This is a genomic window from Clostridium sp. 1001283B150210_160208_E6, assembly GCF_015669365.1.
GTDB lineage: Bacteria > Bacillota > Clostridia > Clostridiales > Clostridiaceae > Clostridium > Clostridium paraputrificum.
On sequence record NZ_JADPAA010000003.1, the window covers coordinates 91,359 to 118,186 of the forward strand.

Annotated in this window: 25 protein-coding genes and 1 riboswitch; of the genes, 17 read left to right on the forward strand and 8 right to left on the reverse strand. The window is 30.5% G+C overall.

Annotated elements, in window-relative coordinates; genetic code table 11:
• Positions 1–84: 84 nt before the first annotated feature.
• A complete protein-coding gene (locus I4V16_RS05230; protein ID WP_195616982.1) occupies positions 85–849 on the forward strand; it encodes an EFR1 family ferrodoxin in 765 nt (254 codons plus the stop codon).
• Positions 850–967: 118 nt separating this feature from the next.
• On the opposite strand, the gene I4V16_RS05235 is transcribed toward I4V16_RS05230, so the two are convergent.
• The 4 genes from I4V16_RS05235 to I4V16_RS05250 all read right to left on the reverse strand — a co-directional run bounded on the left by I4V16_RS05235 (position 968) and on the right by I4V16_RS05250 (position 5,518).
• Complete coding sequence (locus I4V16_RS05235) at positions 968–1,249, reverse strand: hypothetical protein (RefSeq protein ID WP_049177709.1); 282 nt, start codon at positions 1,247–1,249, stop codon at positions 968–970.
• Positions 1,250–1,354: 105 nt separating this feature from the next.
• A complete protein-coding gene (locus I4V16_RS05240) occupies positions 1,355–3,238 on the reverse strand; it encodes an ABC transporter ATP-binding protein (protein ID WP_049177708.1) in 1,884 nt (627 codons plus the stop codon).
• Positions 3,231–4,982, reverse strand: a complete 1,752-nt coding sequence (locus I4V16_RS05245; RefSeq protein WP_049177707.1) for an ABC transporter ATP-binding protein — start codon at positions 4,980–4,982, stop codon at positions 3,231–3,233. Before I4V16_RS05245 ends, I4V16_RS05240 begins: the two co-directional genes overlap by 8 nt.
• A gap of 104 nt (positions 4,983–5,086) precedes the next feature.
• On the reverse strand, positions 5,087–5,518 hold the full coding sequence (locus tag I4V16_RS05250; RefSeq protein WP_053089712.1) for a MarR family transcriptional regulator: 432 nt from the start codon (positions 5,516–5,518) through the stop codon (positions 5,087–5,089).
• Positions 5,519–5,802: 284 nt separating this feature from the next.
• Between I4V16_RS05250 and I4V16_RS05255 the strand changes: the two genes are divergently transcribed.
• Together I4V16_RS05255 and I4V16_RS05260 are read left to right on the forward strand one after the other, a co-directional pair.
• Positions 5,803–7,107, forward strand: a complete 1,305-nt coding sequence (locus I4V16_RS05255) for a DUF3488 domain-containing protein (RefSeq protein WP_180269569.1) — start codon at positions 5,803–5,805, stop codon at positions 7,105–7,107.
• A gap of 93 nt (positions 7,108–7,200) precedes the next feature.
• Entirely contained in the window at positions 7,201–8,019 is an 819-nt protein-coding gene (locus I4V16_RS05260; RefSeq protein WP_049177703.1) for a GNAT family N-acetyltransferase, read from the forward strand.
• Between the two features lie 123 nt (positions 8,020–8,142).
• Here I4V16_RS05260 and I4V16_RS05265 read toward each other — a convergent pair whose 3' ends face one another.
• Positions 8,143–9,105 (reverse strand): alpha/beta hydrolase, encoded by a 963-nt coding sequence (locus I4V16_RS05265; RefSeq protein WP_099330095.1) that lies wholly within the window; start codon positions 9,103–9,105, stop codon positions 8,143–8,145.
• Between the two features lie 801 nt (positions 9,106–9,906).
• Between I4V16_RS05265 and I4V16_RS05270 the strand changes: the two genes are divergently transcribed.
• The 4 genes from I4V16_RS05270 to I4V16_RS05285 all read left to right on the forward strand — a co-directional run bounded on the left by I4V16_RS05270 (position 9,907) and on the right by I4V16_RS05285 (position 13,503).
• Positions 9,907–10,422, forward strand: a complete 516-nt coding sequence (locus I4V16_RS05270) for a GNAT family protein (protein ID WP_049177700.1) — start codon at positions 9,907–9,909, stop codon at positions 10,420–10,422.
• 84 nt (positions 10,423–10,506) lie between these two features.
• On the forward strand, positions 10,507–11,856 hold the full coding sequence (locus I4V16_RS17645; protein WP_049177698.1) for a radical SAM protein: 1,350 nt from the start codon (positions 10,507–10,509) through the stop codon (positions 11,854–11,856).
• A gap of 24 nt (positions 11,857–11,880) precedes the next feature.
• On the forward strand, positions 11,881–12,510 hold the full coding sequence (locus tag I4V16_RS05280; protein WP_049177697.1) for an HAD-IA family hydrolase: 630 nt from the start codon (positions 11,881–11,883) through the stop codon (positions 12,508–12,510).
• A 69-nt stretch (positions 12,511–12,579) separates the two neighbouring features.
• The gene (locus tag I4V16_RS05285) at positions 12,580–13,503 is read left to right on the forward strand and encodes a MerR family transcriptional regulator (RefSeq protein ID WP_049177694.1); all 924 of its coding nucleotides are present in this window, start codon (positions 12,580–12,582) and stop codon (positions 13,501–13,503) included.
• 73 nt (positions 13,504–13,576) lie between these two features.
• On the opposite strand, the gene I4V16_RS05290 is transcribed toward I4V16_RS05285, so the two are convergent.
• A complete protein-coding gene (locus tag I4V16_RS05290; RefSeq protein ID WP_195616981.1) occupies positions 13,577–14,926 on the reverse strand; it encodes a [Fe-Fe] hydrogenase large subunit C-terminal domain-containing protein in 1,350 nt (449 codons plus the stop codon).
• A 102-nt stretch (positions 14,927–15,028) separates the two neighbouring features.
• Complete coding sequence (locus tag I4V16_RS05295; RefSeq protein ID WP_065254440.1) at positions 15,029–15,193, reverse strand: rubredoxin; 165 nt, start codon at positions 15,191–15,193, stop codon at positions 15,029–15,031.
• A 148-nt stretch (positions 15,194–15,341) separates the two neighbouring features.
• A riboswitch (TPP riboswitch) is annotated at positions 15,342–15,454 on the forward strand.
• A gap of 57 nt (positions 15,455–15,511) precedes the next feature.
• Between I4V16_RS05295 and thiD the strand changes: the two genes are divergently transcribed.
• The 8 genes from thiD (at position 15,512) to I4V16_RS05335 (ending at position 23,354) form a co-directional block, all read left to right on the forward strand.
• Positions 15,512–16,333 (forward strand): bifunctional hydroxymethylpyrimidine kinase/phosphomethylpyrimidine kinase, encoded by an 822-nt coding sequence (gene thiD, locus I4V16_RS05300; RefSeq protein ID WP_049177691.1) that lies wholly within the window; start codon positions 15,512–15,514, stop codon positions 16,331–16,333.
• Positions 16,333–17,166 carry a hydroxyethylthiazole kinase gene (thiM, locus tag I4V16_RS05305; RefSeq protein WP_195966552.1) on the forward strand — a complete coding sequence of 278 codons (834 nt, stop codon included), beginning with the start codon at positions 16,333–16,335 and terminating at the stop codon, positions 17,164–17,166. Before thiD ends, thiM begins: the two co-directional genes overlap by 1 nt.
• On the forward strand, positions 17,153–17,776 hold the full coding sequence (thiE, locus tag I4V16_RS05310) for a thiamine phosphate synthase (protein WP_049177688.1): 624 nt from the start codon (positions 17,153–17,155) through the stop codon (positions 17,774–17,776). Before thiM ends, thiE begins: the two co-directional genes overlap by 14 nt.
• A gap of 330 nt (positions 17,777–18,106) precedes the next feature.
• Positions 18,107–18,430, forward strand: coding sequence for a PTS sugar transporter subunit IIB (locus I4V16_RS05315; RefSeq protein ID WP_049177687.1), 324 nt, complete (start codon positions 18,107–18,109; stop codon positions 18,428–18,430).
• 36 nt (positions 18,431–18,466) lie between these two features.
• Positions 18,467–19,816: a PTS cellobiose transporter subunit IIC gene (celB, locus tag I4V16_RS05320; protein WP_049177686.1), complete on the forward strand. Its 1,350-nt coding sequence runs from the start codon at positions 18,467–18,469 to the stop codon at positions 19,814–19,816.
• An 18-nt stretch (positions 19,817–19,834) separates the two neighbouring features.
• Positions 19,835–20,356, forward strand: a complete 522-nt coding sequence (locus I4V16_RS05325; RefSeq protein ID WP_049177685.1) for a GrdB-related putative oxidoreductase — start codon at positions 19,835–19,837, stop codon at positions 20,354–20,356.
• Positions 20,357–20,381: 25 nt separating this feature from the next.
• Positions 20,382–21,674, forward strand: coding sequence for a Sapep family Mn(2+)-dependent dipeptidase (locus I4V16_RS05330; protein WP_049177684.1), 1,293 nt, complete (start codon positions 20,382–20,384; stop codon positions 21,672–21,674).
• A gap of 285 nt (positions 21,675–21,959) precedes the next feature.
• The gene (locus I4V16_RS05335; RefSeq protein ID WP_049179365.1) at positions 21,960–23,354 is read left to right on the forward strand and encodes an aspartate ammonia-lyase; all 1,395 of its coding nucleotides are present in this window, start codon (positions 21,960–21,962) and stop codon (positions 23,352–23,354) included.
• A 62-nt stretch (positions 23,355–23,416) separates the two neighbouring features.
• Here the strand turns inward: I4V16_RS05335 and I4V16_RS05340 are convergent, their stop codons facing one another.
• Positions 23,417–25,000, reverse strand: a complete 1,584-nt coding sequence (locus I4V16_RS05340) for a sigma 54-interacting transcriptional regulator (protein ID WP_049179364.1) — start codon at positions 24,998–25,000, stop codon at positions 23,417–23,419.
• Positions 25,001–25,249: 249 nt separating this feature from the next.
• On the opposite strand from I4V16_RS05340, the gene I4V16_RS05345 reads away from it, so the two are divergent.
• The gene (locus I4V16_RS05345) at positions 25,250–26,209 is read left to right on the forward strand and encodes a N(4)-(beta-N-acetylglucosaminyl)-L-asparaginase (RefSeq protein WP_099330097.1); all 960 of its coding nucleotides are present in this window, start codon (positions 25,250–25,252) and stop codon (positions 26,207–26,209) included.
• Between the two features lie 15 nt (positions 26,210–26,224).
• Positions 26,225–26,827: a copper homeostasis protein CutC gene (locus I4V16_RS05350; protein ID WP_099330098.1), complete on the forward strand. Its 603-nt coding sequence runs from the start codon at positions 26,225–26,227 to the stop codon at positions 26,825–26,827.
• Position 26,828: the final 1 nt, after the last annotated feature.

Genomic DNA, 26,828 nt, shown 5'->3' on the forward strand with positions numbered 1-26,828 from the left:
TATATGGAAAAATATATGGTATAATTATACATGTGCATATTTATATATTTATATGTTTATTTCTTTATTGGTAGGTGAATAATTATGGTTGGAGTATATTTTAGTGGAACAGGAAATACAAGATACTGTCTTGAGAAATTTTTAAGTGAGTACCAGGGGGAAGGAAAGAGTTTTTCTATTGAAGATTCAAATATAGTAAATGTCATTAGAGAAAATAAAGATATTGTATTTGCATATCCAATATATTTTAGTAATTTACCGAAAATAGTTAGAGATTTTATAGAAATAAACGATAAAGAGTTTAATGGAAAAAATATTTTTATTATATCAACCATGGGATTATTTAGTGGTGATGGATCAGGATGTTCAGCTCGTTTATTTAAAAAATATGGAGCCAATATACTAGGTGGGGTACATTTAAAGATGCCTGATTGTATTGGTGATGAAAAGGTATTGAAAAAATCCTTAGAAGAAAATAAAGCTATAGTAAAAAAAGCTGAAGAAAAGATAAAAGAATGTGCTAATAAATTTAAAACTGGAGTGCCTTTAAAGGAAGGTCTAGGTCTTAAACATCATATAATTGGTTTGTTTGGACAGAGATTATGGTTTTATAATAAAACTAGGAGTTATACAGATAAGTTTAAAATTAAAAGTGAAAGATGTGTTGGATGTGGTAAATGTGCTGCAGTATGTCCAATGAGCAATATTGAATTAGATAATGATAAAGCTAAGTGGAAAGGCAAGTGTACAATGTGTTACCGTTGCTTTAGTAATTGTCCAAAGCAAGCAATTACAATCCTAGGAAAAGAAGTTCAAGAGCAATGTAAGATTGAAAAGTATATAAAATAAGAAATCATGTTATTATATACAATAATCATTACTGGTGGTATAACATATGTAGTTCTGATTTTTTCGCTAATAAAAGAAGGGATTTAGCTTACTTTTTGTGCTAAATCCCTTTTTAATTTTAGTAAAGCCCCATTAGAATTATAAAGCATAGAACACTAAGAATTACTGTTATAGTAATAAAACAATTCTTTATTATATTTATATTATAGGAATTCTTAGCTTTTAAATATAAATTAATATCTTCTATATCTAGATTATTATCATCTATTTTAATATATGAATTAAATAATTCATCATATAAAGTATCATCAGCCTTTAAAGTTTCAGAGTCGGCATCCTTTGGTAGCTTTTCCCCCTTAAGATACTCTAATTTCCATAGATAAAAAGTAGCTTTTCTCATAAATATCCCCCATATGTTTTTATTTAATTATAAAGTTAATAATATAACTTGTAAATAGCTTGGATCAAGCTACTTCTAAGCAAAAAAACTGGCATAAGCCAGTTTTTATTCTAATTCAAAAGCTCCAGTATAAAGTTGATAATACTTTCCTTTTTCCTTAATTAAAGATTCATGACTACCTCGTTCAATAATTCTTCCTTTTTCAAGAACCATAATAACATCTGAATTCTTAACAGTTGAAAGTCTGTGGGCAATAACAAAAACAGTTCTTCCTTCCATAAGTGAATCCATTCCCCTTTGAACTATAGACTCTGTGTGAGTATCAATAGAAGAAGTAGCTTCATCTAGAATCATAACAGGTGGATCAGCAACAGCAGCACGTGCAATTGAAATAAGTTGTCTTTGACCTTGGGATAAATCACTTCCATCTCCAGATATTATAGTGTTATATCCATCAGGTAACATTCTTATAAATCCATCTGCATTAGCTAATTTAGCAGCTTCTATACATTCTTTATCAGTAGCATCAAGTCTACCATAACGAATATTTTCCATAACTGTTCCTGTAAATAGGTTAACATCTTGAAGAACAATACCTAAGGATCTTCTTAAGTCATCCTTTTTAATCTTATTTATATTAATGCCATCATATCTAATTTTACCATCAGCAATATCATAAAATCTATTAATTAAATTAGTTATTGTTGTCTTACCAGCACCTGTTGCACCAACAAAGGCTATTTTTTGCCCAGGTTCTGCATATAGGGAAATATTGTGAAGAACTATCTTTTCTTCATTATATCCAAAGTCTACATCAAAGAATCTAACTTCACCTTTAAGCTCTGTATAAGTAACAGTTCCATCACTATGAGGATGTTTCCAAGCCCAATGATGACTATGATCCTTAGTTTCTATAAGCTCACCATTCACCTTGTTTACATTTACTAAAGTAACGTATCCTTCATCTTCTTCCCATTTTTCATCTATTAGTTCAAATATTCTTCCAGCACCTGCAATTGCCATTACAATTGAACTTAATTGCTGAGAAACTTGGCTAAGAGGCATAATAAAGCTTCTTGAAAGTTGTAAGAATGAAGCAATCATACCTAAAGTTAAAGTTCCAACTCCACTTAGACTTACATTAGTAACACCTAGAATAGCAAGTCCACCTCCAACAATAGCCATAGAAACATAAAGAATATAGCCCATATTATTCATTAAAGGTCCAAGCATATTTGCAAATCTGTTAGCTTCAGTAGCATTTTTACATAGCTCTTCATTCTTTTGGTTAAAGAGTTCTTTTGCATTATCTTCATGGCAAAATACTTTAACAACCTTTTGACCATTTATCATTTCTTCAATATAACCATTAACATCCCCAAGAGATTTTTGTTGGCTTACAAAGTATTTACTAGATTTACTAGTAATATTTCCAACGACCTTAAGAATAATAAAGGTAAATAGAACAACAAAGATAGTTAACCAAAGGCTTAATGTAAGCATTGAAACAAATACAGCTACAATAGTTACAACAGAGGAGAATAGCTGAGGAATAGATTGTGTAAGCATTTGTCTTAAGGTGTCAGTATCATTTGTGTAGTGACTCATAATATCACCATGAGAGTGAGTGTCAAAATACTTTATAGGAAGCTTTTGCATTTTTTCAAACATTTCATCCCTTATTTCTTTAAGTACTCCCTGTGCAATAACAACCATAACTCTGTTATAAAATAGGGTGGCAATAACACCTATTAAATAAATTCCAGCCATTATAAGAATTAACCTAGCTAGTCCAGAAAAGTCAGGCACAGCCTCAAGTAAAAGGGGAGTGATATAGTCATCTATAAGTGTCTTTAGGAATAAAGTAGACATAACACTTGCTACAGCACTTAGTAATATACTAACTAAAACAAAAATAAATTGTATTCTATATTGACTTATATAGGAAAGAAGTCTTTTCAGTGTTTTTGAGTCTGCTTTTTTACTCATTGTCACTTCCTCCCTTCATTTGTGATTCATAAACTTCTTTGTAAATTTCACTTGTTTTTAATAGTTCTTCATGGGTACCAATTGCAGTAACATTACCATCATCCATTACAATAATCTTATCTGCATCTTGTATAGAAGAAATTCTTTGAGCAATTATAACCTTAGTTGTATTTGGTATTTCTTCTTTGAAGGCTTTTCTAATTAAAGCATCTGTCTTAGTATCAACAGCAGAAGTAGAGTCATCTAAAATTAATATTTTAGGTTTCTTTAACAAAGCACGTGCAATACATAGACGTTGCTTTTGACCACCTGACACATTAGTACCACCTTGTTCAATATAAGTATCATATCCATTAGGGAATGTTTCAATAAAGGAATGAGCTTCTGCTAATTTACAAGCACGAATAAGCTCTTCATCTGCAGCATTTTCATTACCCCAACGTAAGTTCTCCTTAATGGTTCCAGAAAACAACACATTTTTTTGGAGTACAACTGCAACTTCATTTCTAAGTGTTTCAATGTCATAATCTCTAACATCAATTCCACCAACCTTAACTGAGCCACTAGTTACATCATAAAGTCTCGGTATAAGTTGAATTAGAGAAGATTTAGAGGAACCTGTTCCACCTAAAATACCAACTGTATCACCGGAATTTATCTTAATGTTTATATTATTTAAACAAAGCTTGTCTGCATTTTTTGAGTAAGAGAAATTAACGTTTTTAAATTCTATATCCCCATTATTTACTGTCATAACAGGTGAAGTTGGGTTCTTTAAATCTACTTCTTCATCTAATACTTCTACAATTCTTTCTGCAGATGCCCTTGATATTGTAATCATAACTATAATCATTGAAAGCATCATAAGGCTTGAAAGAATTTGAGTAGCATAGCTTAATAAGCTCATAAGTTCACCAGTACTTAAACCTAGATTAGCATTACCACCAGAAGCTACAATAGCCCTTGCTCCAAACCATGAAATAAATATGGTAGTAGCATACATGCAAAGTTGCATAAGTGGGGCATTATAAGCCACTGTTTTTTCGGCTTTAGAGAAATCTTTATATATTTCATTAGATACATCTTCAAACTTATCTATTTCAAAATCTTCACGTACAAAGGATTTAACAACTCTTATTCCATGTAGATTTTCTTGTACAATGCTGTTTAACTTATCATAAGTTTTAAAAACTCTTTTAAAAATAGGATGAACCCTTGTCATAACAAACCATAATCCCACACTTAAAACTGGTACAGTTACTAAGAATATTAGTGATAACTTTACATCTATAGTAAATGCAGCAAAAAGTGAAAGTATAAGCATTATTGGTGCTCTAACTGCCGTACGTATTATCATTTGATATGAATTTTGAACATTAGTTACATCTGTTGTAAGTCTTGTTACAATACTTGCAGTAGAGAATTTATCAATATTTGAGAAGGAATAATCCTGTACTTTATAGTACATATCCTTTCTAAGGTTCTTTGCAAATCCAGCTGAAGCAATGGCAGCCTTTTGACCAGACATTATCCCGAAAAATAATGAAATAGCCGCAGAAATAAGTAATGCTATACCCATCTTTAGAATAAATGGCATATTTCCTTTATCTATTCCATAATCAATTAGATTAGCCATAAGGATAGGGATAACAACTTCCATAGTTACTTCAAAGCACATAAAAATTGCAGATAAAATAGAATCTTTTTTAAATTCTCTAATGCTTTGTGCTAACTTTTTTATCATATGATTACCTCCTGTATTAATTAGTTGTTGCATATAGTTTCTAATGGAAACAATGTTTGATATCCAACAATATCTACAAATAAAAAAGTCGATAATTACGACTTTTATTGAAGGTTGTTTTTCATTCTTTCAATATAAGATTGTAGAGTTTCTAGTTCTTCATCTGAAAATCCCTTAGTTAAAAGTTTTTCTATTGTTTCCTTATCTTCATTAATAAGCTCTGATATTTTACTAGCCTTAGGAGTTAATACCAACTTTTTTAATCTAGCATCATAAGGAACAGAATGTCTTTCTACAAGTCCTTTTTGAACCATTAAGTTTACAACTTTAGAAGCAGTAGAACGAGTAACACCAAATTCTTCTTCTAGGTCTTTTTGAAATACATCTCTATCTAAATTGTGTGATAAATAAGTTATAATCCAACCATTAGTACCTGTTATTTGATCCACAACTTTTTTATTTAGATGCTTATCTATATACCTTTTAATCATGTTATTTAAGCCCCTAAGTTCAATTCCAATCTTGCGATCTTTCACTAAAAAAACCTTCTTTCTAAATTGTAGCATATGCAACTGTTTGATATACAACAATTATAATGAAAAAACTTTAAATAATCAATAGAAATTATATATTATTCTATAGAATATTGTTAATACCTTTATGTTATAATTTACCTAAATAGTTAATTGAAGTATGATACAATGAATGTTTTAATTTTAATGACAGCACAATTTTTAGTGAATTAAATTTGAAATGGGACAACTGTAATTTTTATAGAAATTAAATTATTAGTACTTTAATAAAATAAGGGGTAGGGATAATGAATAATGATAATAATTGGCGTATACCTATAAACTGTATAGCCATAGGCTTTGCGTTTACAGTGATTACATTTAATTTCTTTTGGCTCCAGTATATTTTACCTGTTATTGGTGTGGCTCTTTTATATCTTGGTTTTAGAGCTTTGCACAAGGAGAATAAATGGCTTAATGCTGGATGGATTTTTTCTATAATAAATGCATTACTTTATATAGCAAAACTAATATATACATGTACACCACTGAATACAAAATTTGATAATGCTTATATTATTCTATTTGTTTTAACTGGTTTTGAATTATGTTTTATTTTTATATTTAGGCATGGTTTGAAGCTTTTAGCGAAAAAAGGGAATATAAAACTTAAAAGAGATCCTATTTTAGGGTTATTAGTGTGGAAAATTCTAATGATTATCAGCGTAATAACAGGGGCTGGAGGTCTTTGGTGGGTTCTTATTCCTTTAATGATATTTTATTTTTACACAATCTATTCATCAGGAAAATTAGCAGAAGAATTTGGAGAACTTCCATTTGAACCTATGGATGAAACAGGAAAAACCATAAGTAAAAAGATAATCATTGGATATGGACTAGTTTGTGTATTAATAGTTTCTATTTGCTGTGTACCCTTTTATCACATTGAACTTGAGGAAACTGAATTAAAAACTTCAAATACTCAAGAACTGAGGGAAGTACTTGTTGAAAAAGGATTTCCAAAGGATATTATTAAGGACATATCAGATAATGAAATTATGCTATTAAAGAATCCGATATATGTCGATTCTTCAAGTGAAATATTGAATTATGGTTATAATTTAGAAGCTACTAGTATCTATATTGAATTAGAGGATAATAGCATGTATTCAGTTCAATATTTTAATTGGAAAGATGGTAAAGCTTATTGGAGAGATAATTTTTCTGTAAGCTGTAGTGAAGTATTAAAATTAATAAGTGGAAGGTTGTTATATGAAGAAAAAGGGATAGAAAAAATAGCTTTAATACCTAAACTAAAAAATGAATTAATTACATCAAATGATTGGTTTGGTAACCTACTTGAAAGTTGGACAATTACTGGAAGTGTAAATTATCCTTTTGGTTCAACTAAACAACGTGGATATGTTTTTTATAAATTAGATTTAAAAGAAGATGTTTGTTTTGGTGGAAATATATTTAATTATGCACATTATATTCTACCATTTAGAGTTCCCTATTCTGAGACAGAGGGAACTAACAATTTATTTAATGAAAACTTAAGACAACACTATACAAATTTTAAAACTAAAGACTATAGAGAAACTAATGAGTAAGGGTGAAGTGATTATATATGAAAATATGCTATTAGCCTATGAAGATAAATTAATTTGGATTAAAAATGTTAAGGAGTTGAAGGTGATATTATAATGACAGAGGAAATCTTTAATAGAATACAATCAAAACTTAATAAGTTTAAATTTTCTTCCATGAATTATATAGATTATAAGGATATATGTAATTATGAAGTTAAGGTGGAAAATGATAATATAATGTTAATATATGGATTTAATTATGAAGGTAAAATAAATGAATATCACTGGGCAACAAATTCAGTGCAGTATCTAATAGATTGTTTAAAAGATAAAAAGGAGTTTTTAGTAACCTTTATACCTCATGAATGGGTTCAAAATCTAGAGGAGGTAGGGCTAATAGTTAGAAATGCTTGGCGTGACTACTTTAAGTATAACCTTAATGAAATAGAGCCTTTAGATAACTTTGAATTTTTAACTATAGAAGAATGTGAACAAGCCTCAAAAGTAACTATGATGTGCAAAAATCAAAGTAGGGGTTTTACTGGACAAACATCTAAATGGATGAAGGAATGGATTAGTAATACGGAGATATCTGGGAGTAACACAGGAACAAGAAACAATGGAGTAATCATTGAGAGAGGTATTAATAATGAAATAATAGGTGTTATATGTGTGGCCACATATGGACATGAAGTTGAAAAAGATCCAATACTTTGGATTAGAGAGATTGCAGTTATTCCTAAGTTTCAAAATAATGGAATAGGTAGAAAGCTGATACTTAGGGCTCTTGCCTATGGTAAGAAGCATAATGCTGCTAGAGCCTTCCTTGCTGCTGATGAATGTAATTATCCTGGAATTCATTTGTATACAGACATTGGTTTTGTACCTAGTGAAGAAAAAAGTCAAATAGATATGATTAAGAGGGAAAATTAATAAAGAAGATTGGAAAGAGCATAAATAGGATTTATATAGCAAAAAAATAAAATTTATGAGATAGTACAATTATAAAAGGAGGATCCAATTATTATATTGAATCCTCTTTTATAATACTATTTATTAAATATATTTACTTAGGAATTTAGATATACCATTCCAATACATATCAGGGTTCACTTTGATGGATTTAGCATGTCCAGCTCCTTCTATTACAAGTTTTTCTTTTGGTGCAGAACAAGCATCATACACTTGGTCAAGCATTGAAAAAGGTACAAAATCATCCTTATCTCCATGAATAAATAGTGTAGGAGTTTTAGAGTTTTTAACTTGTTCTAATGGGGAAGCATCCTTAAGCCAATAACCAGCTCTAAACTTTCCAATTAAACTAGCTGTATGCATCATTGGAAAAGGTGGTAATCCAAAAAGTTCATCTAATTGGTAAGAGAATTGGTCCCAAGCTGATGTATATCCACAATCTTCAATTATAGCTTTAACATTAGAAGGTAAATCCTCACCAGAAACATTCATTACAGTTGCAGCACCCATAGATACCCCATATAAAACTATTTCTGAATTCTTGTCCACATCTATTATATAATTAATTAGGTCAATTATATCTAACCTTTCATCCCAACCCATTCCAATGTAGTCACCTTCGCTCATTCCATGTCCTCTTAAATCTGGTATAAGAACATTATATCCCATGTCATAAAACTTTTTTCCATAGTTAGACATAAGCTTTCCTTCCGAAGTATAACCATGCACTGTGATAACCCATTTGTTTGAGTTATTCTTTATTAAATAATTATGTAGTTTTAGTCCATCCTTAGATGTCCTATAAAGAGATTCATAACCACTGTCATTAAGTAACCAAGCTTCAGCGTCAATGTTAACTTCACCGCTTGTTTCAGTTTGAGATATAGCTTCGGTACTTTCTTCATCAGATCCAAAAACTATTGATTTATCTGTTGTAGGATCTAAGGCCAAGTTATATAAGTAGTTTCCTCCAAAACCCAGAGCTAACCCAATTATTACTGTAATTATTATTGCAATACAAATTATTATCTTTTTTACTTTACTCATTACTTTTCTCCTTATTAAAATTTATTAAATTATAGCATATTTATTTTGATAGTCAAAGTAAATATTTGCATAGAATAGGATGTGAATCTCAGAATAATAAAAATAATAATTAAGAATAAATTAAGTTATGTCCTGTAATTTTAATGGTAAAATATATATGTAATATGTATAATTTGCGGGGTGTTAAAATTGAAAGATGCTTTAACGATTATAGCAATATTAATAGCTATAGTTGTAATAGTGGAATTTATAAAATTATATTTAATTCATAGGAAAATTAATAAGACTACAATGGGGGAAAGTGGACTTTATAGAAGGTTTATTAAAAATTTTAAACTATTAGTTTTATTTACCATAGTAGGAGTGGTAGTAGTTGTCATTAATTTAATCTCAGAGGGAATCCTCTGAGATTTTAATCTTTTATAGGAAAATTTTATGATAGGTGTTGACATATATCCAAATTTATTATATATTATACTCACAGAATGAAAATCATTCTCAATGAAGTATGAATTATTTATTAGCTTCAAAGTTAAATTAATTACACACATGAATCAACAATATTTATGGTTACACCAATAGCATAAATAGAAGCTATAATAAATTTATACATACAAACAAAATTTTTCATCGCGAATCTTTTCTCTACAAAAATTGAGTACCTTTATAATAAAGGTGCTCTTTTTTTACGTCTAGGAAATTATAAAGATTTTTGAGTGGCGAGGCGTTTTTTTTATTATAGCCAATGATGTTCTATCTATGATAGCATATAGTTATCATAGATAGAACATGGAGAGGGTTATGAATATAAAACTGAGACTTATAGAAAAGAATGATAAAGAAGCGTACTGGAAGGCAGGTTTTGAAAAGCCAGATGAAGAAATGCTTTATTATACAGCTACTACTGAAAAAGTTAACTTTGAAATAATTGATAAGTTTGTAGATAAGCTTGTTGATGATGAGGCAAGGAGACATTTCTTAATTATAGGAGATGATAAGATTATTGGAGAAACTTCATTAATGGACATAGATTTTGAAAGTAGAATATGTGGCTTTAGAATAGCTTTATTTAATAAAGAGTATTTTGGTATGGGGATAGGGTATAGGTCAGTATATGAAACTATAAAATATGCCTTTGAAGAATTAAAGCTTCATAGAATTGAATTAGAAGTATTTGATTATAACAAAAGAGCTAAGAGGACTTACGAGAAGGTTGGTTTTAAAGAGGAAGGGCGTCAAAGGGATGGATTATTCTTTAAAAAGGAATACCATGATGTTATTTTAATGTCTATTTTAGAGGGAGAATTCATAGCTTAAGAAATAAGTAAGAATTAGAATATTAAAAAGTAATTTTTGCATCCTAAAATAGTAATAAATAAATTGGTATAAGGGGTAATAAGTGTGAAAATTAAGTTTATTTTACCTGCACTTGAAGAAGCTAAGAGTCCATACTGGAGGCCAATAAAGTATTCTTTATTTCCTCCACTTGGATTAGCTACGCTTGCTTCTTTTTGCGGTGAAGAAGATGAAATAGAAATAGTTGATGAACATGTTGAAACTCTAAAGTTAGATGATTTTCCAGACCTAGTTTGCATCGAAACATATATTACTAACTCATATAGGGCTTATGAAATAGCAGATCATTATAGAAAGAAAGGGGTAACTGTGGCATTAGGAGGATTACATGCAACTTCCTTGCCAGATGAAGCTAAAAAACATTGTGATGTGATTTTACTAGGACTTGGAGAAAGTAGCTTTCCAAAGTTTTTAAAGGAATTAAAAGAAGGACGTAATAAAAAGATATATAATCAAGGTGATGTATGCTTTGATAGTATTCCTTTACCTAGAAGGGACTTGTTTAAAAATGATAAGTATCTAGTTCCTAATTCTATGGTGTTTTCAAGAGGGTGCCCTAATAAATGTTCTTTTTGTTATGTAAGTTCATTTTATAAAGCTGGTAAATCATATTATTCTTATAAAATAGATAGAATCTTAGAAGAGATAGATAGTATGAAAGGTCGTCATCTTTATTTTTTAGATGATAATATTTTTGCAAATAAGAATTTAGTTAGGCAGTTATTTAAAGAAATGAAGGGCATGAATAGGGTGTTCCAAGGTGCAATAACCGTGGATTCAGTTTTAAATGATGATACTATAGAACTAGCATATGAAGCAGGTTTTAGAAGTGCATTTATTGGTTTTGAAAGCATTAATCAAATAAACTTAAAAAGTGCTAACAAGCTTAGCAATTTGGGACAAGACTATCAAAAAGCTATAAAAAGACTTGATGAAATAGGAATAATGATAAACGGAAGCTTTATATTTGGACTTGATGATGATAGAAATGATGTTTTTAGTAGAACAACAGAATGGGCAATAGATAATGGAATAACAACAGTAACAAATCATATCTTAACTCCATATCCAGGAACTCCAATTTTTGAAGAAATGAAAAAATCTAATAGGATAATTACAGAAGATTGGAGAAAGTATGATACAAGACATTTAACTTTTAATCATCCAAATATAACAAAAGAGGAAATGGAAAAAGGATATAAGGAAGCTTATGAAGAATTCTATAAATGGAGTAACATATTTAAGGATTCAAAAAATCATGAAGAATTAAAAATGAAACTAAAGCATTTTACATATGCAGGAGCATGGAAGAAGTTTGAACCGGTATGGAACTTTTTAATAAAAACAGAGATGTTACCAAAGGCTAGAAGAGTACTTGTTAACACCTTAAAATAATTTTAAATATGAAGGATGAAGTTTATGAAGAGATACAAATGTGTAATATTTGATTTAGATGGTACAGTGTTAAATACAGAACGAATGAATATGATACCTTTGCAAAGGTTAGTAAAAGAAGAGTTAAATATTCTTATTCCTTATAATGAGCTACTTAAATACATGGCTTATCCAGGAAAAAAGACAATTGAAGAATTAGGATTTAAGGATATTGAAAAATCCTATGCTAAATGGGTAGAATATGTAAATAGCTTTGAAGAAGGAGCAACTCTTTATGAAGGTTTTAATGAACTTATTCCTAGATTAAATGAATTAGGAATTAAATGTGCAATTGCAAGTTCAAAAATGAAAAAGCAGTATGAAATAGATTTTTATCCAACAGGTCTTCAAGAATACATTTCTTGTACAGTACTTGCAGAAGATACAGAAAGACATAAACCTTATCCAGATCCAATGCTTAAGGTTTGTGATACATTAGATATTAATGGGGAAGAATGCATATATATGGGGGATACATTATCAGATTATAAAGCAACAAAAGCAGCAAATATGGATTTTGCCCTAGCTAAATGGGGAGCAACATCAATTGAAGAAATTCAAGGGGATTACCTTTTAGATAATCCATTGGATTTATTAAATTATATATTATTATAAAAAGATTAAATAATATGGTTGACTATGCCCTTAGGGAGTACTCTATTATGTATCTTAAGAGGTGAGTATATGTTAATTAATGAGGTATGTAAAAGTACTGGTTTAACTAAAAAAGCTATTTTATATTATGAAAAGGAAAAGTTTATAACCCCAAGTAAGCTTGGTAATGGATATAGGGACTATAGCAATGAAGATGTAAAGATATTACAAGAGATATCATTATACAGAAAGCTAGATATTTCCGTAAAGGATATTATGACTATATTAAAGTCTAATGACAAAAAAGAGATACTAAATAAAATAGTAATAGAGAAAGAACAAAAAGAGATTAGGCTAAAAATAGATAAGATTTATCTGGAAAGATTAATAGAGGGGGATTTGTCAATTAATGAAATATCCAAGTTAAATGATGAAATAATTCAAGAGGAAAAGAAGAGTGGGGAATTTATAAAGCGTGAGCTAAAAAGAGCTTTTCCAAAAGAATTTGGAGAATATATGGCATATCACTTTTCACCATACTTAAATGAACCATTAGATACTATGGAAAAAATTAAAGCATGGCATAATATAGTTGAGTTTCTAGATAATATACCACAATTTAAAATACCAAAGTTCATACAAATAGGGTTAGAAAACTCCAGTGATGAAATTAGAAAGAAAACATACGAAGCTACAAAAAGCAAGATGGAGGCATTATTAGAAGCCCAAGGAGAAGAACTGGAAGAATATAAAAAAGAGCTGTTAGGGTACGTAGATAAACAAAAAGAATGGTCACTTTTACCATATTTGAATCCATTTTTTAATTTCAAGAAAAAACTTATGAACTTCTACAAAGAAAGTGGGTATTATGAAGTATTTATTCCTAATATTAAGGTTTTAAGTAAGGAATATAGAGAATACAGCGAAAAGCTTAACCTTGTAAATGATAAGTTATCTAAAGAACTAGGAATAAAATATGATGAAAACTATAAAATAATTAGAGTTGATGAATAGAAGAAGTAAACACTGATAATTACAGTGTTTACTCCTATTTTATATTATCTTGATTGACTATAAAGTAAACCTACTAAAATTCCCTTTCAAAGAGCTGAATTTTATCTATATCTTCAAAGTCCCTTAAAGACTCTATTCCTAGTTTTCCTAATACATTATCTAAGGTTTCAGAGTGAACAGGAACTTGAATTGCAGATTCTTTAGCAAAATTATCTACAGCTTCCTTTCCTTTAGCAGTAGGAATATTAGCTTTAGGACCACCAACACAGCCACCAACACAGCCCATTCCTTCAAGGAAGCTAGCATTTATTTCTCCATTTAAGGCAGAATTTAAAATCTTCTTACATTCAACAACGCCATTTGCTTGAACAGCTTTAAAATTCTTTATTTGGTCAGGATATAGTTCCTTTAGTACATCATGTACAGCTACTGATACACCACCAGTTCTTGCATATAATCTACCACCCTTAGAGGCATATTCCTTGGTTGGTACTCCTTCTAAATCTCCTGGTCTTATGTCCATAGCGTTAAAAATTTCATCAACCTCTTGGAAAGTAAGTACAAAATCTATGGCACCAGCCACATCCTTTTCTTTAGCTTCAGCTTTTTTAGCAATACAAGGACCAACAAAAATAACCTTTGCATCAGGATTTAATTTCTTAATAACTCTACCTGCTGCAACCATTGGAGAAACAGAAGGAGAAAGGTCATCAATTAATTCATTATATACCTTCTTAAGCATTCCAACCCACATAGGACAACAACAGGATGTAATCATTAAATCATTAGGACTCTTCACATGTTTATTAAATTCAACAGCTTCTTTTATACTTAGAATATCTGCTGCAAAAGCCACCTCAACCATATCGGTAAATCCCATTTGAATAAAGGCGGCTCTTAATTGATCCATTGTTACATCATCACCAAACTGACCACTTATAGCAGGGGCAACAGCCGCAATAACAGTTTTATTATTTTTTATTAAGTCAATTATCGGGATATATTGAACCTTATCTAATATCCTTCCAGATTTACATGAATCTACACAAATGCCACAACCTAAACACTTATCCTCATCTATTTCTGTACTTCCTTTTTCTTCATCAAAATATATTGCATCAAAAGGACAGGCTCTTTGACAGTTATATTTGTTATCATCACCTTTGCAAGAATCGTCACTACAACATTGAAGTTTTTCTACAACTTTTTTTTGAACTGTATAATGGGTAATAGCTTTCTTTAAGTTATATAAATAGTTGTTATCAAATTCTATTTTTACTCCACATAGAGATGTTATAATTTCAAATGTTTCCTGTGGAGATGATTCATGACAAGTAATAATTCTGTTTAAAGTTGTGTCAAAGTCACCTTCATAATAAGATTTAACTAATGTATCAAATAAATCATTATATTTATTATGCATAATATCCTCCTACTGAAAATTTATAAATTAGTATATGTAAAAATACAAAATTTATTCAAAAAAAGAAACCCCTATTGGAGTTTCTTTTATGGAAGGATTTAATTATTCAATTACTTCTTCAAAACTTTCTTTTGTAGCATTACAAATTGGACATGTCCATTCATAAGGTAAATCTTCAAATGGTGTTCCAGATTCAATTCCATTATCTTCATCACCTATTTCGGGGTCATAAATATAGCCACAAATGGAACAAACATATTGTTTCATTTCATTTTCTCCTTTTCCGTTATAAACTTAATAAAAGTATATGCATTTACATTGATTATGTACTATTACTTTAATAAATATATATAAATTATTAAAATATGACTACACTTGAGAAAAATGGTATATTATGATAAAGTTATTTTAGATAATAGAAACACAGGGGTGCTTAAATTGGTAAGCTGAGATTGAAAGCCTTATACTTTCTAACCCTAGGAACCTGTTTGGTTAATACCAGCGTAGGAAGTTGTTAATGTAATTTGATTTTAAGGTACAAGCATCTTTCTGCTTGTACTTTTTTACTTTAAGGAGGAATTTATGATGAAACATTGTTTAACAATTGCAGGGTCTGATAGCTGTGGAGGAGCAGGGATTCAAGCAGATTTAAAAGCTTTTAGTGCAAATTATGTTTATGGAATGAGTGTAATTACTGCAGTAACTGCCCAAAATACTCAAGGAGTATTTAGTGTACAAGATATTGATGATGAAATAATAAAGAATCAAATTGATGCAATATTCACTGATATTCGGGTAGATGGAGTAAAGATTGGTATGGTTTCCAAGATAGAAACTATAAATGCTATTGCAGAAAAACTTAGGCAATATAAACCAACTAATTTAGTAATAGATCCAGTTATGATTTCTAAAAGTGGGTTTTCCCTACTAAAACCTGAGTCTAAGAAGACTTTAATTCAAAACCTATTGCCACTAGCAGATTTAATAACACCAAATATTCCTGAAGCTGAAGAAATTCTTAAAGAAATAGGATCATCAATTATAAATATAAAAACAAAAGAAGATATGTGTGGGGCTTGTAAGGAACTAATTAAATTAGGATGTAAGAATGTTCTACTAAAGGGTGGCCACCTAGATGGTGAAGCTATAGATGTGCTTTTTAATGGAGAAGAATTTAACTATTTTACTTCTGAAAGAATTCATACAAAGAATACTCATGGAACAGGTTGTACTTTATCCTCAACAATAACTGCAAATCTTGCAAGAGGATTATCTATGGAAGAAGCAATAAATGAAGCAAAGAGATATATTACAGTTGCAATTAAACATTCTTTAGATATAGGTAAGGGGGTTGGACCTACAAATCATTTTTATGAACTATATAAGAAAAGTGGTGTGATAGAATAATGGATATAAAAGTTTATATAGGTGATTTATTGGAAAAGGTGAGAGAGGGGTCGCCTTTAGTACATCATATTACTAACTATGTAACTGTGAATGACTGTGCTAATATAACTTTAAGCATTGGTGCATCACCTGTTATGGCAGATGATATACATGAGGTTGACGCTATGACTTCTATAGCATCTTCTCTTGTAATAAATATAGGCACCTTAAATTCTAGAACGGTAGAATGTATGCTTAAGGCTGGAAAGAAGGCTAATGAGCTTGGAATTCCTGTTATTTTAGACCCAGTTGGTGCAGGTGCAACACCATACAGGACAAAAGTAGCAAAAACTATAATGGATAATATTGAATTAGCTGTAATAAGGGGAAATCTATCTGAGATAAAGACTCTATATGGAATTAATACAAAAACTAGGGTTGTAGATTCCTTAGATGATACTTCCATAAAGGATGAACTAGAGAAAGGTAAACTTTTAGCAAAGGAGTTCTCTAAAAGGGTAGGTTCAATAATAGCTATAACAGGAGCAGTTGATATTGTTACAGATGGAAATATAATTTATACAGTAGAAAATGGACATAAGATAATGTCTAAGATCACAGGTACAGGGTGTATGTGCTCCTCTCTTATTGGCTCATATTTAGGGACTCATGAGGACAACCTTCTAGCAGCTTTAAGTGGAGTTGTTTCTATGGGGATTTCTGGAGAATTAGCTTATGAAAGTCTAAAAGAAGGTGAAGGAACAGGTACTTTTAAGGTTAGGCTTATGGATAATATTTATAATTTATCAAAGGAAGTAATTGAGAAAAGAGGTAAAATAAATGAAGAATGTTGATTATACACTTTATCTTGTAACAGATAGAGATGTTTTAAGAGGAAGAGATTTAATAAAATGCATAGAGGATAGCATTTTAGGTGGTGTAACTTTAGTTCAATTAAGAGAAAAGAATGTTACTTCTAGAGAATTCTATGAAATAGCTATTAAGGTTAAAGAAGTAACTTCAAAGTATAATGTACCCCTAATAATTAATGATAGATTAGATATTGCACTAGCCATTGATGCTGATGGTCTTCATATAGGTCAAAAGGATTTACCTGCTTCGGTAGCTAGAAAGATCTTAGGCAAAGATAAAATACTAGGAGTATCTGCTGCTACTTTACAAGAAGCTCTAAAAGCTGAGAAGGATGGTGCAGATTACCTAGGTGTTGGTGCTGTTTTTAGCACATCAACTAAAAAAGATACAAGAGATGTATCTTATGAAACTTTATCTAACATTACTGCATCGGTGAATATCCCTGTTGTAGCTATAGGAGGTATTAATGAAAGCAATGTTACTAAACTTAAGGGAAGTAATATTGATGGAATTGCAGTTGTGTCTTGTATACTAGGAAAAGAAAATGTTAAAGTAGCTGCGGAAAAAATGTTAGATAGGTTCAAAGAATAAATACGCTTTTAGTTACATATTTTAAGCACTGCTTAGCAGTGTTTTTTTCTTTATATATTTAAGAAAGCATTATATAATATTTTTGTAAAGGTTATCGCTAAAAAAGAGTGTTTTATAGAACAAAAAGTGTGTCATTAAATTCCGAAAACGATACACTATGCTTGTTTAACTAATGAAAGAACTATTAAATGTATTGAAAATTTGATACAGATTGTTTTGTGAGTTGAAAAAATACCTTAAAAATTGAATATTGGACGTTGGCATCATTCTTGCTTTATTAAAGGGTATAAGAATTACATTTAAATGTAAAAAGAAAGAGAGGTTATACAAATGAAAAAAATATTTTTATTCTGCGAAGCAGGAATGTCAACTAGTTTAATGGTTTCAAAAATGCAAGAAGTTGCAAATAAGCACAATCTTGATATTCATATTGAGGCTTTTCCAGCTGGAAAATCACATGTGTTAATCACTGAAAAGAGACCAGATTGTGTTTTACTTGGGCCACAAGTTAGATTCTTATTCAAAAAAATTGAAGAGGATTGCATACCATTAAATATTCCAATAGCTCCAATTGAACCAGCATCTTATGGTGCAATGGACGGAGAAAAGGTGCTAAAACAAGCAATAAGATTAATCAAAGGTAATTCAAAGTAAAAATTAATAGTATCTAAAGAACTGGAGGGTAAATCAATGAATTCTATAATGAAAAAGATGGAAAAGGTATTAATGCCACTTGCAGAAGTTATCGGTAAGAATAAGTACCTAATAGCAATTAGAGATGGTTTCTTAATTTCTACACCTTTATTAATAGTAGGGTCACTATTCCTACTTATTGCTAACTTCCCAATACCAGGATGGGATGAAATGATTGCAAGATTTTTAGGTGAAGGTTGGGCAGCAAAGCTTTCAGTTCCCGTTTCAGCAACTTTCGATTTGATGACTATACTAGCAGTTGTTGGTATTGGTTATAGTTTAGGTAGAGAGTTAGATATTGATGCTATACAAGCTTCAGTAACAGGTCTTGTAGCATTCTTTATAGTTACTCCATTCTCAAGAAGCTTTACGCCAAAGGGAAGCGATATAACATATGATGTTTCTTGCGTACCACTAGATTGGGTAGGTTCAAAAGGATTATTCCTTGGTATGATAGTAGCACTTGTTGCTGTTACTATATTTGCTAAGATACTTAAAAAAGGTTGGGTTATAAAACTTCCAGCAGGAGTTCCACCAACAGTTGCTAAGTCTTTTGAGGCTTTAATTCCAGCTGGTATTGTTATTACAGTGTTCTTCTTAATTAACTGGATATTTACATTAACAAGCTATGAAAACTTACACAATTTCATATTTAATATTTTACAAGTTCCATTATTAAAGTTAGGTAATACTTTACCTGCAATGGTAATAGCATATCTATTCTTGCATGGATTCTGGTTCTTTGGTATAAATGGTTCAAGTGTTGTTGGTGCAGTATTTAATCCAATTTTAAAGGCATTATCTGTAGAAAATCTTGATGCATACAAAGCAGGCCAAGAAATACCAAACATAATTACAGGACAATTCCAAGATATGTTTGCAACATTTGGTGGCGCAGGTTCAACTTTATCCTTAATAATAGCTATTTTTATAGTTTGTAGAAGCCAAAGAATTAAACAAATGGGTAAATTATCATTTTTACCAGGTGTATTTGGTATAAATGAACCTATCATATTTGGTCTTCCAATTATGTTAAATCCATTAATGTTAATTCCATTTGCTTTAATACCAACAATTAATATAATTATTACGTATTTCTTAATGACGGCTGGTTTAGTACCTCTTACAAATGGTGTACAAATTCCATGGACAACTCCACCAATAATTTCAGGTTTCTTAGTATCAGGATGGCAAGGTTCAGTATTACAATTACTATTAATAATTTTAGGTGTTATACTTTATATTCCATTTATTAGGATGCTTGATAAGCAATACTTAAAAGAAGAAGCAGTAAATGCAGCAAATGACGAAGATGATGATATAGATTTTGATGATCTAACTTTATAAACTTAGGAGATGTTATAGATGAAGAAAGTATTATTAATTTTAAATCATGTACAAGCAGGTATGGGAAGCGATGAAAACGCTCATATACCACCAGCAGGAAAGAAGACAGCTATTGGCCCTGGTAAAATGATGGAACCATTCCTAACTGATTTAGGTGGGGAAATAATTGCAACATTGTACTGTGGTGATTTATACTATAGAGATAATGAAGAAGAAGTTAAAAAGAAATTTGTAGCAATGGTTAAGAAGCTTAGTCCTGATGTAGTTGTATGTGGACCAGCTCTACATTATCCAAACTTTGGAGAAATGGCAGGAGGATTAGCTGAGGAAATTAATAATAATAGTGGTATTCCTGCATTTGCAGCTATGTCTGTAGAAAATCCAGGAACTGAAAAGTATAAAGATAGAGTAATAGTTGTTAAAACTCCTAAAAAGGGTGGAATCGGCTTAAATGAATCTATTGAAAATATATGTAAAATGGCTATTAAGTTAGCTAACAATGAAAATGTAGATGAATTAAAAAATAAGGTTTGCTTCTAGTAGACCTAGTATAGAGGGGATATTTATGAACAAGATTGATGAAAAAGTCCTTGAGTATAAGGATGAAATGATAAAATCCATTGAGAGACTTGTAAATATTCCTAGCATTGAAGGAGCATCTTGTATAGATGCTCCTTTTGGAGAATTTAGCAAAAAAGCTTTACTTGAAGCCTTAGATATATCTAAGGAGATGGGCTTTAAGACTAAAAATGTCCAAAATGCTATAGGGTATGCAGAGTATGGAGATGGAGAAGATTACGTAGGTATAATTGGACATGTAGATGTTGTACCTGCTAATGAAGAAGGTTGGATAACACCACCTTTTAAAATGGATATAAGAGATGGAAAGCTTTATGGTAGAGGCGTATTAGATAATAAAGGTCCTATAATATCTTGTCTATATGCATTAAAAATAGTAAAAGATCTTAATATTCCACTTTCTAAAAGAGTAAGAATTATATTTGGTTCAAATGAAGAGACAGGTTTTAAAGATATTCCATATTATCTTAGTAATGAAGAACCACCAATTTCAGGTTTTACTCCTGATTGTAAGTTCCCTGCTGTTTATGGCGAAAGGGGAATTTTAGATGTGACTATATGCAGTAAAAAACTAAGTGATTCTGGTATTAAATCAATTAATGGTGAATTTAGAAGTAATGTGGTTCCAGATTTTATTCAAGTTGATTTTAAAGATGGTAAATCTATTACTAATAGGGGTAAAACAGCTCCAGGAAATGCGCCTGAAAGTGGTGTTAATGCTATTACAAGTTTATGTGAAAACTTAAGAGAGGAAACCTCTTTATGCAAAGAAGAAAGAGAGTTTTTAAATTTCATATATAATGTATTTCACAAGAATTATGATTTAAGCAAGATAGGTATAGAATGTAGGGATGAAATATCAGGCAGTCTAGTAACTAACCCTTATTCTTTAAAGCTTGAGGATGGCATGCTTAAGTTATCAGTTGTGTTTAGATATCCAATGTCATATAGCTACAAAAATATAATGGAAATAATAAGTTTATTATCAGAGTATTCTATTATAGAAAATAGAAGAATGGATTCAGTATTTTTTGATAAGACTGCGCCAATGCTAAAGGTTATGAAGGATGCTTATGAAGAGGTAACAGGAGAAGATGGTACCCCTGTTACTACTACAGGTGGAACCTATGCTAAGGTAATGCCTAATATAGTAGCTTTTGGTCCTTCTTTCCCTGGTCAAAAAGGAATTGCTCATAATTCTAATGAATATATGATAATTGAAGATCTTATAAATATTACAAAGATATATGTTAGAGCTATAATAGGACTAGCAAATTAAGAAAACTCCCTATGGGGAGTTTTTTTATGTCTAGACTAGGTATAAAAATTTTTAAGTAGAAAAATCTTATGGGTACAGAGCTTTAGTGGTGAAAAAAAGTGTATTATTTTAATGACTAGTGTGTTTTTATAAAGTCTAAAGTAGAAGTTTTTAATACACTCCTTTATATTACTACAAAAAAATACTTAGAAAATAGGATAAATAGGTATATATAGTGTTTTGGCACAGGTTTTGCTATTTAAATCTTCAGAAAGAAAAATCTTTATTTTCTTAGGAGGAATAGTTATGGAATTTAGAAGAGAGAGAGATTCTATTGGAGAAAAACAAGTACCTAATGAGGCTTATTATGGAGTACAAAGCTTAAGAGGGCATGAAAACTTTAGAATTAGTGGTCAAACAATTAATAAGCAACTTATAAAAAATCTTTCTGTTGTTAAGAAAGCTTGTGCTATTACAAATTGTAGTGTAGGAGAGCTTAAAGAAGAATATAAAGAGGCTATAGTTAAAGCTTGTGAAGAAGTATATAGTGGTAAGTTTGATAATGAATTTATTATAGATCCAATTCAAGGTGGGGCTGGAACATCATTAAATATGAATATAAATGAGGTTATTGCAAATAGGGCAAACGAGATTCTTGGATTTAACAAAGGGGAGTATTATCCAATACACCCAAATGATCATGTAAATATGGGGCAGTCTACAAATGACGTAATTCCTACTGCTGCAAGCCTTACAGCTTATGAACTTTTAAATGGCTGTATTGAAAAACTAATAAAGCTATCCTATGAATTTAATATAAAGGCAGAAGAATTTACAGATGTTATAAAAATGGGTAGAACTGAAATGCAAGATGCAGTACCTATAAGTTTAGGGTCAGAATTTAAGGCTTTTTCAATGGCAATAGGAAGGGATGTTAAAAGATTAGAAAGAGTTAAGGATTCATTACTAGAAGTGAATTTAGGGGGAACAGCTGTTGGTACTGGAATTACAGCAAATGATAAGTATATAGCTTCTGTAGTTTTAGAATTAAGCAATATATTTGATGAACATATAATACAATCATCAAACCTTGTTGATGGAACACAAAATTTAGATAAATATGCTGAGGTATCATCACAATTAAAGGTTTGTGCAGTTAATATAAGCAAGATTGCTGGAGATTTAATTTTAATGTCATCAGGACCAAGGGCAGGCTTTGGAGAAATAAGATTACCTGCAAGGCAAAATGGTTCTTCAATAATGCCAGGTAAGGTTAATCCAGTAATGCCAGAAGTAATGAAAGAAATATCATTCCAGATCATGGGTAATGATTTAACAATTACTATGGCTACACAAAGTGGTCAATTAGAATTAAATGCTTTCTATCCAATAGTAATTCATAATCTTTATGAATCTCTTGTTATTTTAACTAATGGTGTAGAAACATTTATAGAGAACTGTGTTAAAGGCATCGAAGCTAATGAAAAGAGATGCAACAACTTAGTTGATGGAAGTATAGGAATAGTTACAGCCTTAGCACCAATATTAGGTTATGAAAAGTCAGCTGCTATAGCAAAGAAAGCTTTGAAAACAGGAAAGTATGTTAAGGAAGTTGTTCTTGAAGAGTGTGATATAAATGAAACTGAGGTTTCTAAAATACTGAATACAAGAGAAATGGCTAAAATATCTATAAATCATTAATTAAAAAAAAGGAGTTATCGCTAGCGGATTTTTATCTGCTAATGCGACAGCTCCTTTTGTATTTAGCAACACATTATAAATATGATTAAGAAAAGTAGTTCTGTTTCTGATAAATTAACATTATAGTATTTTTCAATTAGTCCCTTTATATTATTGGCTATTGAATAATATTCAGGATAATTCATCTTTAGCTTACTTATAGAGCTGGTAGGAGAGTATTGAATGAAATCAATTCTGTCGTAAATCATATCTACGTGAATACTAAAGAAATTCTTTATGATATCATCTGTAAAGGAAAACTTTAGTTCTGGATTTTCTTTAAAAATACCATTAGTTAAATCTTCATATGCAGATGGATGAAAGTAGAAGTTATAGCTTGTACCATTATCTATAACTGCTTTAAAGTATTTAGTGAAATCTTCACGTATTTGATGAATATCAAGCTCCTTATTATTAGCTATCTTTATGGATATAGCTGTCATAAATTCTTTGTAGCTAAGTAAAATGGTTTGTTTTTGTTTTAAGAATGAATGACTTGTAATTTGCGAGTTCTTATCATATATAAAATAACCATCTGTATCTGCCATTAAATCCACAAGTCTTAGAGCATCTTCTTTTGGTGAAAGAAGAGAGGATTTAATATCCTTTTGCAAGTCAGGACTATTTATTTTAATTTGCTTTTTGTGATGTATAAAATAGTCTGAATAAGCATTAGCTACAGCAAGTTTAATATCGCTTTTTAATTGTCCAACATTATAGGGACAATTATATGATAATAAGGCTATCATGGAGTTTTTTGATACTAATACGGGCTTGTCTAATCTCAAACTTTCATCTTTAATAAACCTTTCAATTAAGGTTAGTCTTTCCTCAATAAATCTATCTTCTAGACTTGGCAGATAAATTTTAACTGGAATTCTTCTGATAAAAGTATCTAAAAGTGAGGCGTTTATATCCTTATTGGTAGCACATATAATTCTTGCAGAAGACTTTATTTTCTTAGAAACCTCTCCAAATCTTCTGAAATACCCTGTATCCATGTATACAAAAAGCATTTCTTGTCCTTCTTTTGGTAAGTTATGTATTTCATCTAGAAATAGTATCCCTCCATCAGCTTCTTCAATTACTCCTTTTCTATCCTCAGTTGCTCCAGTGTATGTCCCTTTTTTAACACCAAATAATTGTGAACTTAAAAGTTGAGGGTTATTAGAATAATCTGAACAGTTAAAATGCACAAATGGAATATCCTTTGTATTATCTAAGGAGTTAAAATACTCATGCATAAGTTTAGCTAACATTGACTTACCTACACCAGTATCACCAATTATAAGGGAATCCATTCCGTTAGGTGGATAAAGGATAGCTGTTTTAGCTAACTTTACAGCATCTGAAAGTGAAGGGGATAAATAGCATAAATTGTCCAAAGAGGATTTGTGAGTAAGGTCATTAGTGTTTGGGTTATTAAAAAAGTATCTTACAGGTCTTGAATTATTTTTAAAGACCATTCCATTTTTAACTAGGTTATTTAAATCTTTAGATACATTAGAACGTTCTAAATTAAGGTATTCACTTAGTTCTATAGTAGAAACACCTTCACCTTTATCTAAATCTTTTAAAGAATTGTAGACTAAATCTATTCTCTTCATAAATTCTTCCCCCTATAATTCTTGTGTTTGTATAATTTATATATAGATATGTATTATAAAATATATGAAAACCAATACAAACTGTATTAAAAAATAACACACTATAATTTATAACATAATTATACAATACACTAATTCATCTTATCAATGAAAATATGAATTTAACTAGTATTTATATGCTTTATAATAGTTGGCATGTTAATTGCTATAAAAATAGACATCAAAATAATATTTTGGAGGATGAGGTTTATGAAATATGCAATGATAGCTACATGGAGAATGGCAGTAGAAGGAATAACAAGCTCTAAGGAAATACTAGAAAAGGGCGGTACAGCAGGTGATGCTATTGAAAATGCAATAAAGATGGTTGAAGATTATCCTTTTTATAAATCAGTAGGTTATGGTGGATTACCTAACGAAGATTGTGAAGTTGAATTAGATGCAGCATATATGGATGGAGATACTTTAGATATTGGGGCAGTTGCTGGTATAAAGGATTATAAAAATCCTATTTCAATTGCAAGAAAGTTAAGCAAGGAGAGATTTAATTGCTTCTTAGTTGGTGCAGGAGCAGAAGCTTATGCTCATAAAGAAGGTTTTGAAAGAGTTAACATGTTAACAGATAGAGCTAAGATGCACTATCAAAAAAGAAGAAAAGAAACAATAGAAAAAGGTTTAAGCCCTTATGATGGACATGACACTGTAGGTATGATAGCCTTAGATAGTGAAAAGAAAATGGTGGCTGGAACATCTACAAGTGGTTTATTTATGAAGAAAAGAGGAAGAGTTGGAGATTCTCCACTTTCAGGTTCTGGTTTCTATGTTGACAGTGAAGTTGGAGGAGCATCAGCTACAGGTCTTGGAGAGGATTTAATGAAGGGATGTATATCTTATGAAATAGTAAGATTAATGAAGGAAGGATATCATCCACAAGAAGCAGCAGATAAGGCAGTGGAAGACTTAAATGCAGAATTAAAGAGAAGAAGAGGTAAAGCTGGAGATTTATCTGTTGTGTGCTTAAATAACAAGGGTGAATTTGGTGTTGCAACTAACATTGATGGCTTCTCATTCTCAGTAGTGACAGAGGATATGGAACCAACAGTATATGTATGTAAAAATGTTGATGGAAAAACTACTTATGAGATTGCAAGTGAGGAATGGTTAGATGCATATCTAAAGAGAATAAAGTCACCTATAACATTTGATTAAAAGAGGTAGAAAAGTATGTATGAAGCTTGTGTAGGAAATTATAATGAGGCAATTAGTGCTTTTAAAAGAGGTGCTAATAGAATTGAACTTTGTGACAATTTAATGGAGGATGGAACAACTCCAAGTGTTGGAACAATTAAAAAGACAATAAAGGATGTAAACATACCTGTTATGGTAATTATAAGACCCAGAGGAGGAAACTTTGAGTATTCAGAAGATGAAGTAGAAATAATGCTTGAAGATATTGAGGTATGTAAAGAAAATGGTGCTTACGGAGTTGTAATAGGCGCGTTAAATGGAAAAGAAATTAATATGGATGTTACTAAAAAGTTAGTGGAAAGAGCTAAGCCTTTAAGCATAACCTTTCATATGGCTTTTGATGAAATAGAAGATAAGTTTAAGGCAATAGATCAATTAGTAGAATTAGGTGTAGATAGAATTCTAACTAAAGGTGGATGTGAAAATGCATTAGCAGGTAGGGAGTCACTTAAAAAGCTAGTAGAATATGCAAATGATAGAATTATTATAATGCCAGGTAAAGGTGTTAACAAAGAAAATAGAGACTATATCTTAGAATATACAGGTGCAAAAGAAATACATGGTACAAAAGTAGTATAGA

What these genes read in the sequence shown, in the direction of transcription:
- I4V16_RS05230 (WP_195616982.1), top strand. Translation starts at nt 85, where the DNA reads ATGGTTGGAGTATATTTTAGTGGAACAGGAAATACAAGATACTGTCTT.
- I4V16_RS05235 (WP_049177709.1), bottom strand. Translation starts at nt 1,249, where the DNA reads ATGAGAAAAGCTACTTTTTATCTATGGAAATTAGAGTATCTTAAGGGG.
- I4V16_RS05240 (WP_049177708.1), bottom strand. Translation starts at nt 3,238, where the DNA reads ATGAGTAAAAAAGCAGACTCAAAAACACTGAAAAGACTTCTTTCCTAT.
- I4V16_RS05245 (WP_049177707.1), bottom strand. Translation starts at nt 4,982, where the DNA reads ATGATAAAAAAGTTAGCACAAAGCATTAGAGAATTTAAAAAAGATTCT.
- I4V16_RS05255 (WP_180269569.1), top strand. Translation starts at nt 5,803, where the DNA reads ATGAATAATGATAATAATTGGCGTATACCTATAAACTGTATAGCCATA.
- I4V16_RS05260 (WP_049177703.1), top strand. Translation starts at nt 7,201, where the DNA reads ATGACAGAGGAAATCTTTAATAGAATACAATCAAAACTTAATAAGTTT.
- I4V16_RS05265 (WP_099330095.1), bottom strand. Translation starts at nt 9,105, where the DNA reads ATGAGTAAAGTAAAAAAGATAATAATTTGTATTGCAATAATAATTACA.
- I4V16_RS05270 (WP_049177700.1), top strand. Translation starts at nt 9,907, where the DNA reads ATGAATATAAAACTGAGACTTATAGAAAAGAATGATAAAGAAGCGTAC.
- I4V16_RS05280 (WP_049177697.1), top strand. Translation starts at nt 11,881, where the DNA reads ATGAAGAGATACAAATGTGTAATATTTGATTTAGATGGTACAGTGTTA.
- I4V16_RS05285 (WP_049177694.1), top strand. Translation starts at nt 12,580, where the DNA reads ATGTTAATTAATGAGGTATGTAAAAGTACTGGTTTAACTAAAAAAGCT.
- I4V16_RS05290 (WP_195616981.1), bottom strand. Translation starts at nt 14,926, where the DNA reads ATGCATAATAAATATAATGATTTATTTGATACATTAGTTAAATCTTAT.
- I4V16_RS05295 (WP_065254440.1), bottom strand. Translation starts at nt 15,193, where the DNA reads ATGAAACAATATGTTTGTTCCATTTGTGGCTATATTTATGACCCCGAA.
- thiD (WP_049177691.1), top strand. Translation starts at nt 15,512, where the DNA reads ATGAAACATTGTTTAACAATTGCAGGGTCTGATAGCTGTGGAGGAGCA.
- thiM (WP_195966552.1), top strand. Translation starts at nt 16,333, where the DNA reads ATGGATATAAAAGTTTATATAGGTGATTTATTGGAAAAGGTGAGAGAG.
- thiE (WP_049177688.1), top strand. Translation starts at nt 17,153, where the DNA reads ATGAAGAATGTTGATTATACACTTTATCTTGTAACAGATAGAGATGTT.
- I4V16_RS05315 (WP_049177687.1), top strand. Translation starts at nt 18,107, where the DNA reads ATGAAAAAAATATTTTTATTCTGCGAAGCAGGAATGTCAACTAGTTTA.
- celB (WP_049177686.1), top strand. Translation starts at nt 18,467, where the DNA reads ATGAATTCTATAATGAAAAAGATGGAAAAGGTATTAATGCCACTTGCA.
- I4V16_RS05325 (WP_049177685.1), top strand. Translation starts at nt 19,835, where the DNA reads ATGAAGAAAGTATTATTAATTTTAAATCATGTACAAGCAGGTATGGGA.
- I4V16_RS05330 (WP_049177684.1), top strand. Translation starts at nt 20,382, where the DNA reads ATGAACAAGATTGATGAAAAAGTCCTTGAGTATAAGGATGAAATGATA.
- I4V16_RS05335 (WP_049179365.1), top strand. Translation starts at nt 21,960, where the DNA reads ATGGAATTTAGAAGAGAGAGAGATTCTATTGGAGAAAAACAAGTACCT.
- I4V16_RS05340 (WP_049179364.1), bottom strand. Translation starts at nt 25,000, where the DNA reads ATGAAGAGAATAGATTTAGTCTACAATTCTTTAAAAGATTTAGATAAA.
- I4V16_RS05345 (WP_099330097.1), top strand. Translation starts at nt 25,250, where the DNA reads ATGAAATATGCAATGATAGCTACATGGAGAATGGCAGTAGAAGGAATA.
- I4V16_RS05350 (WP_099330098.1), top strand. Translation starts at nt 26,225, where the DNA reads ATGTATGAAGCTTGTGTAGGAAATTATAATGAGGCAATTAGTGCTTTT.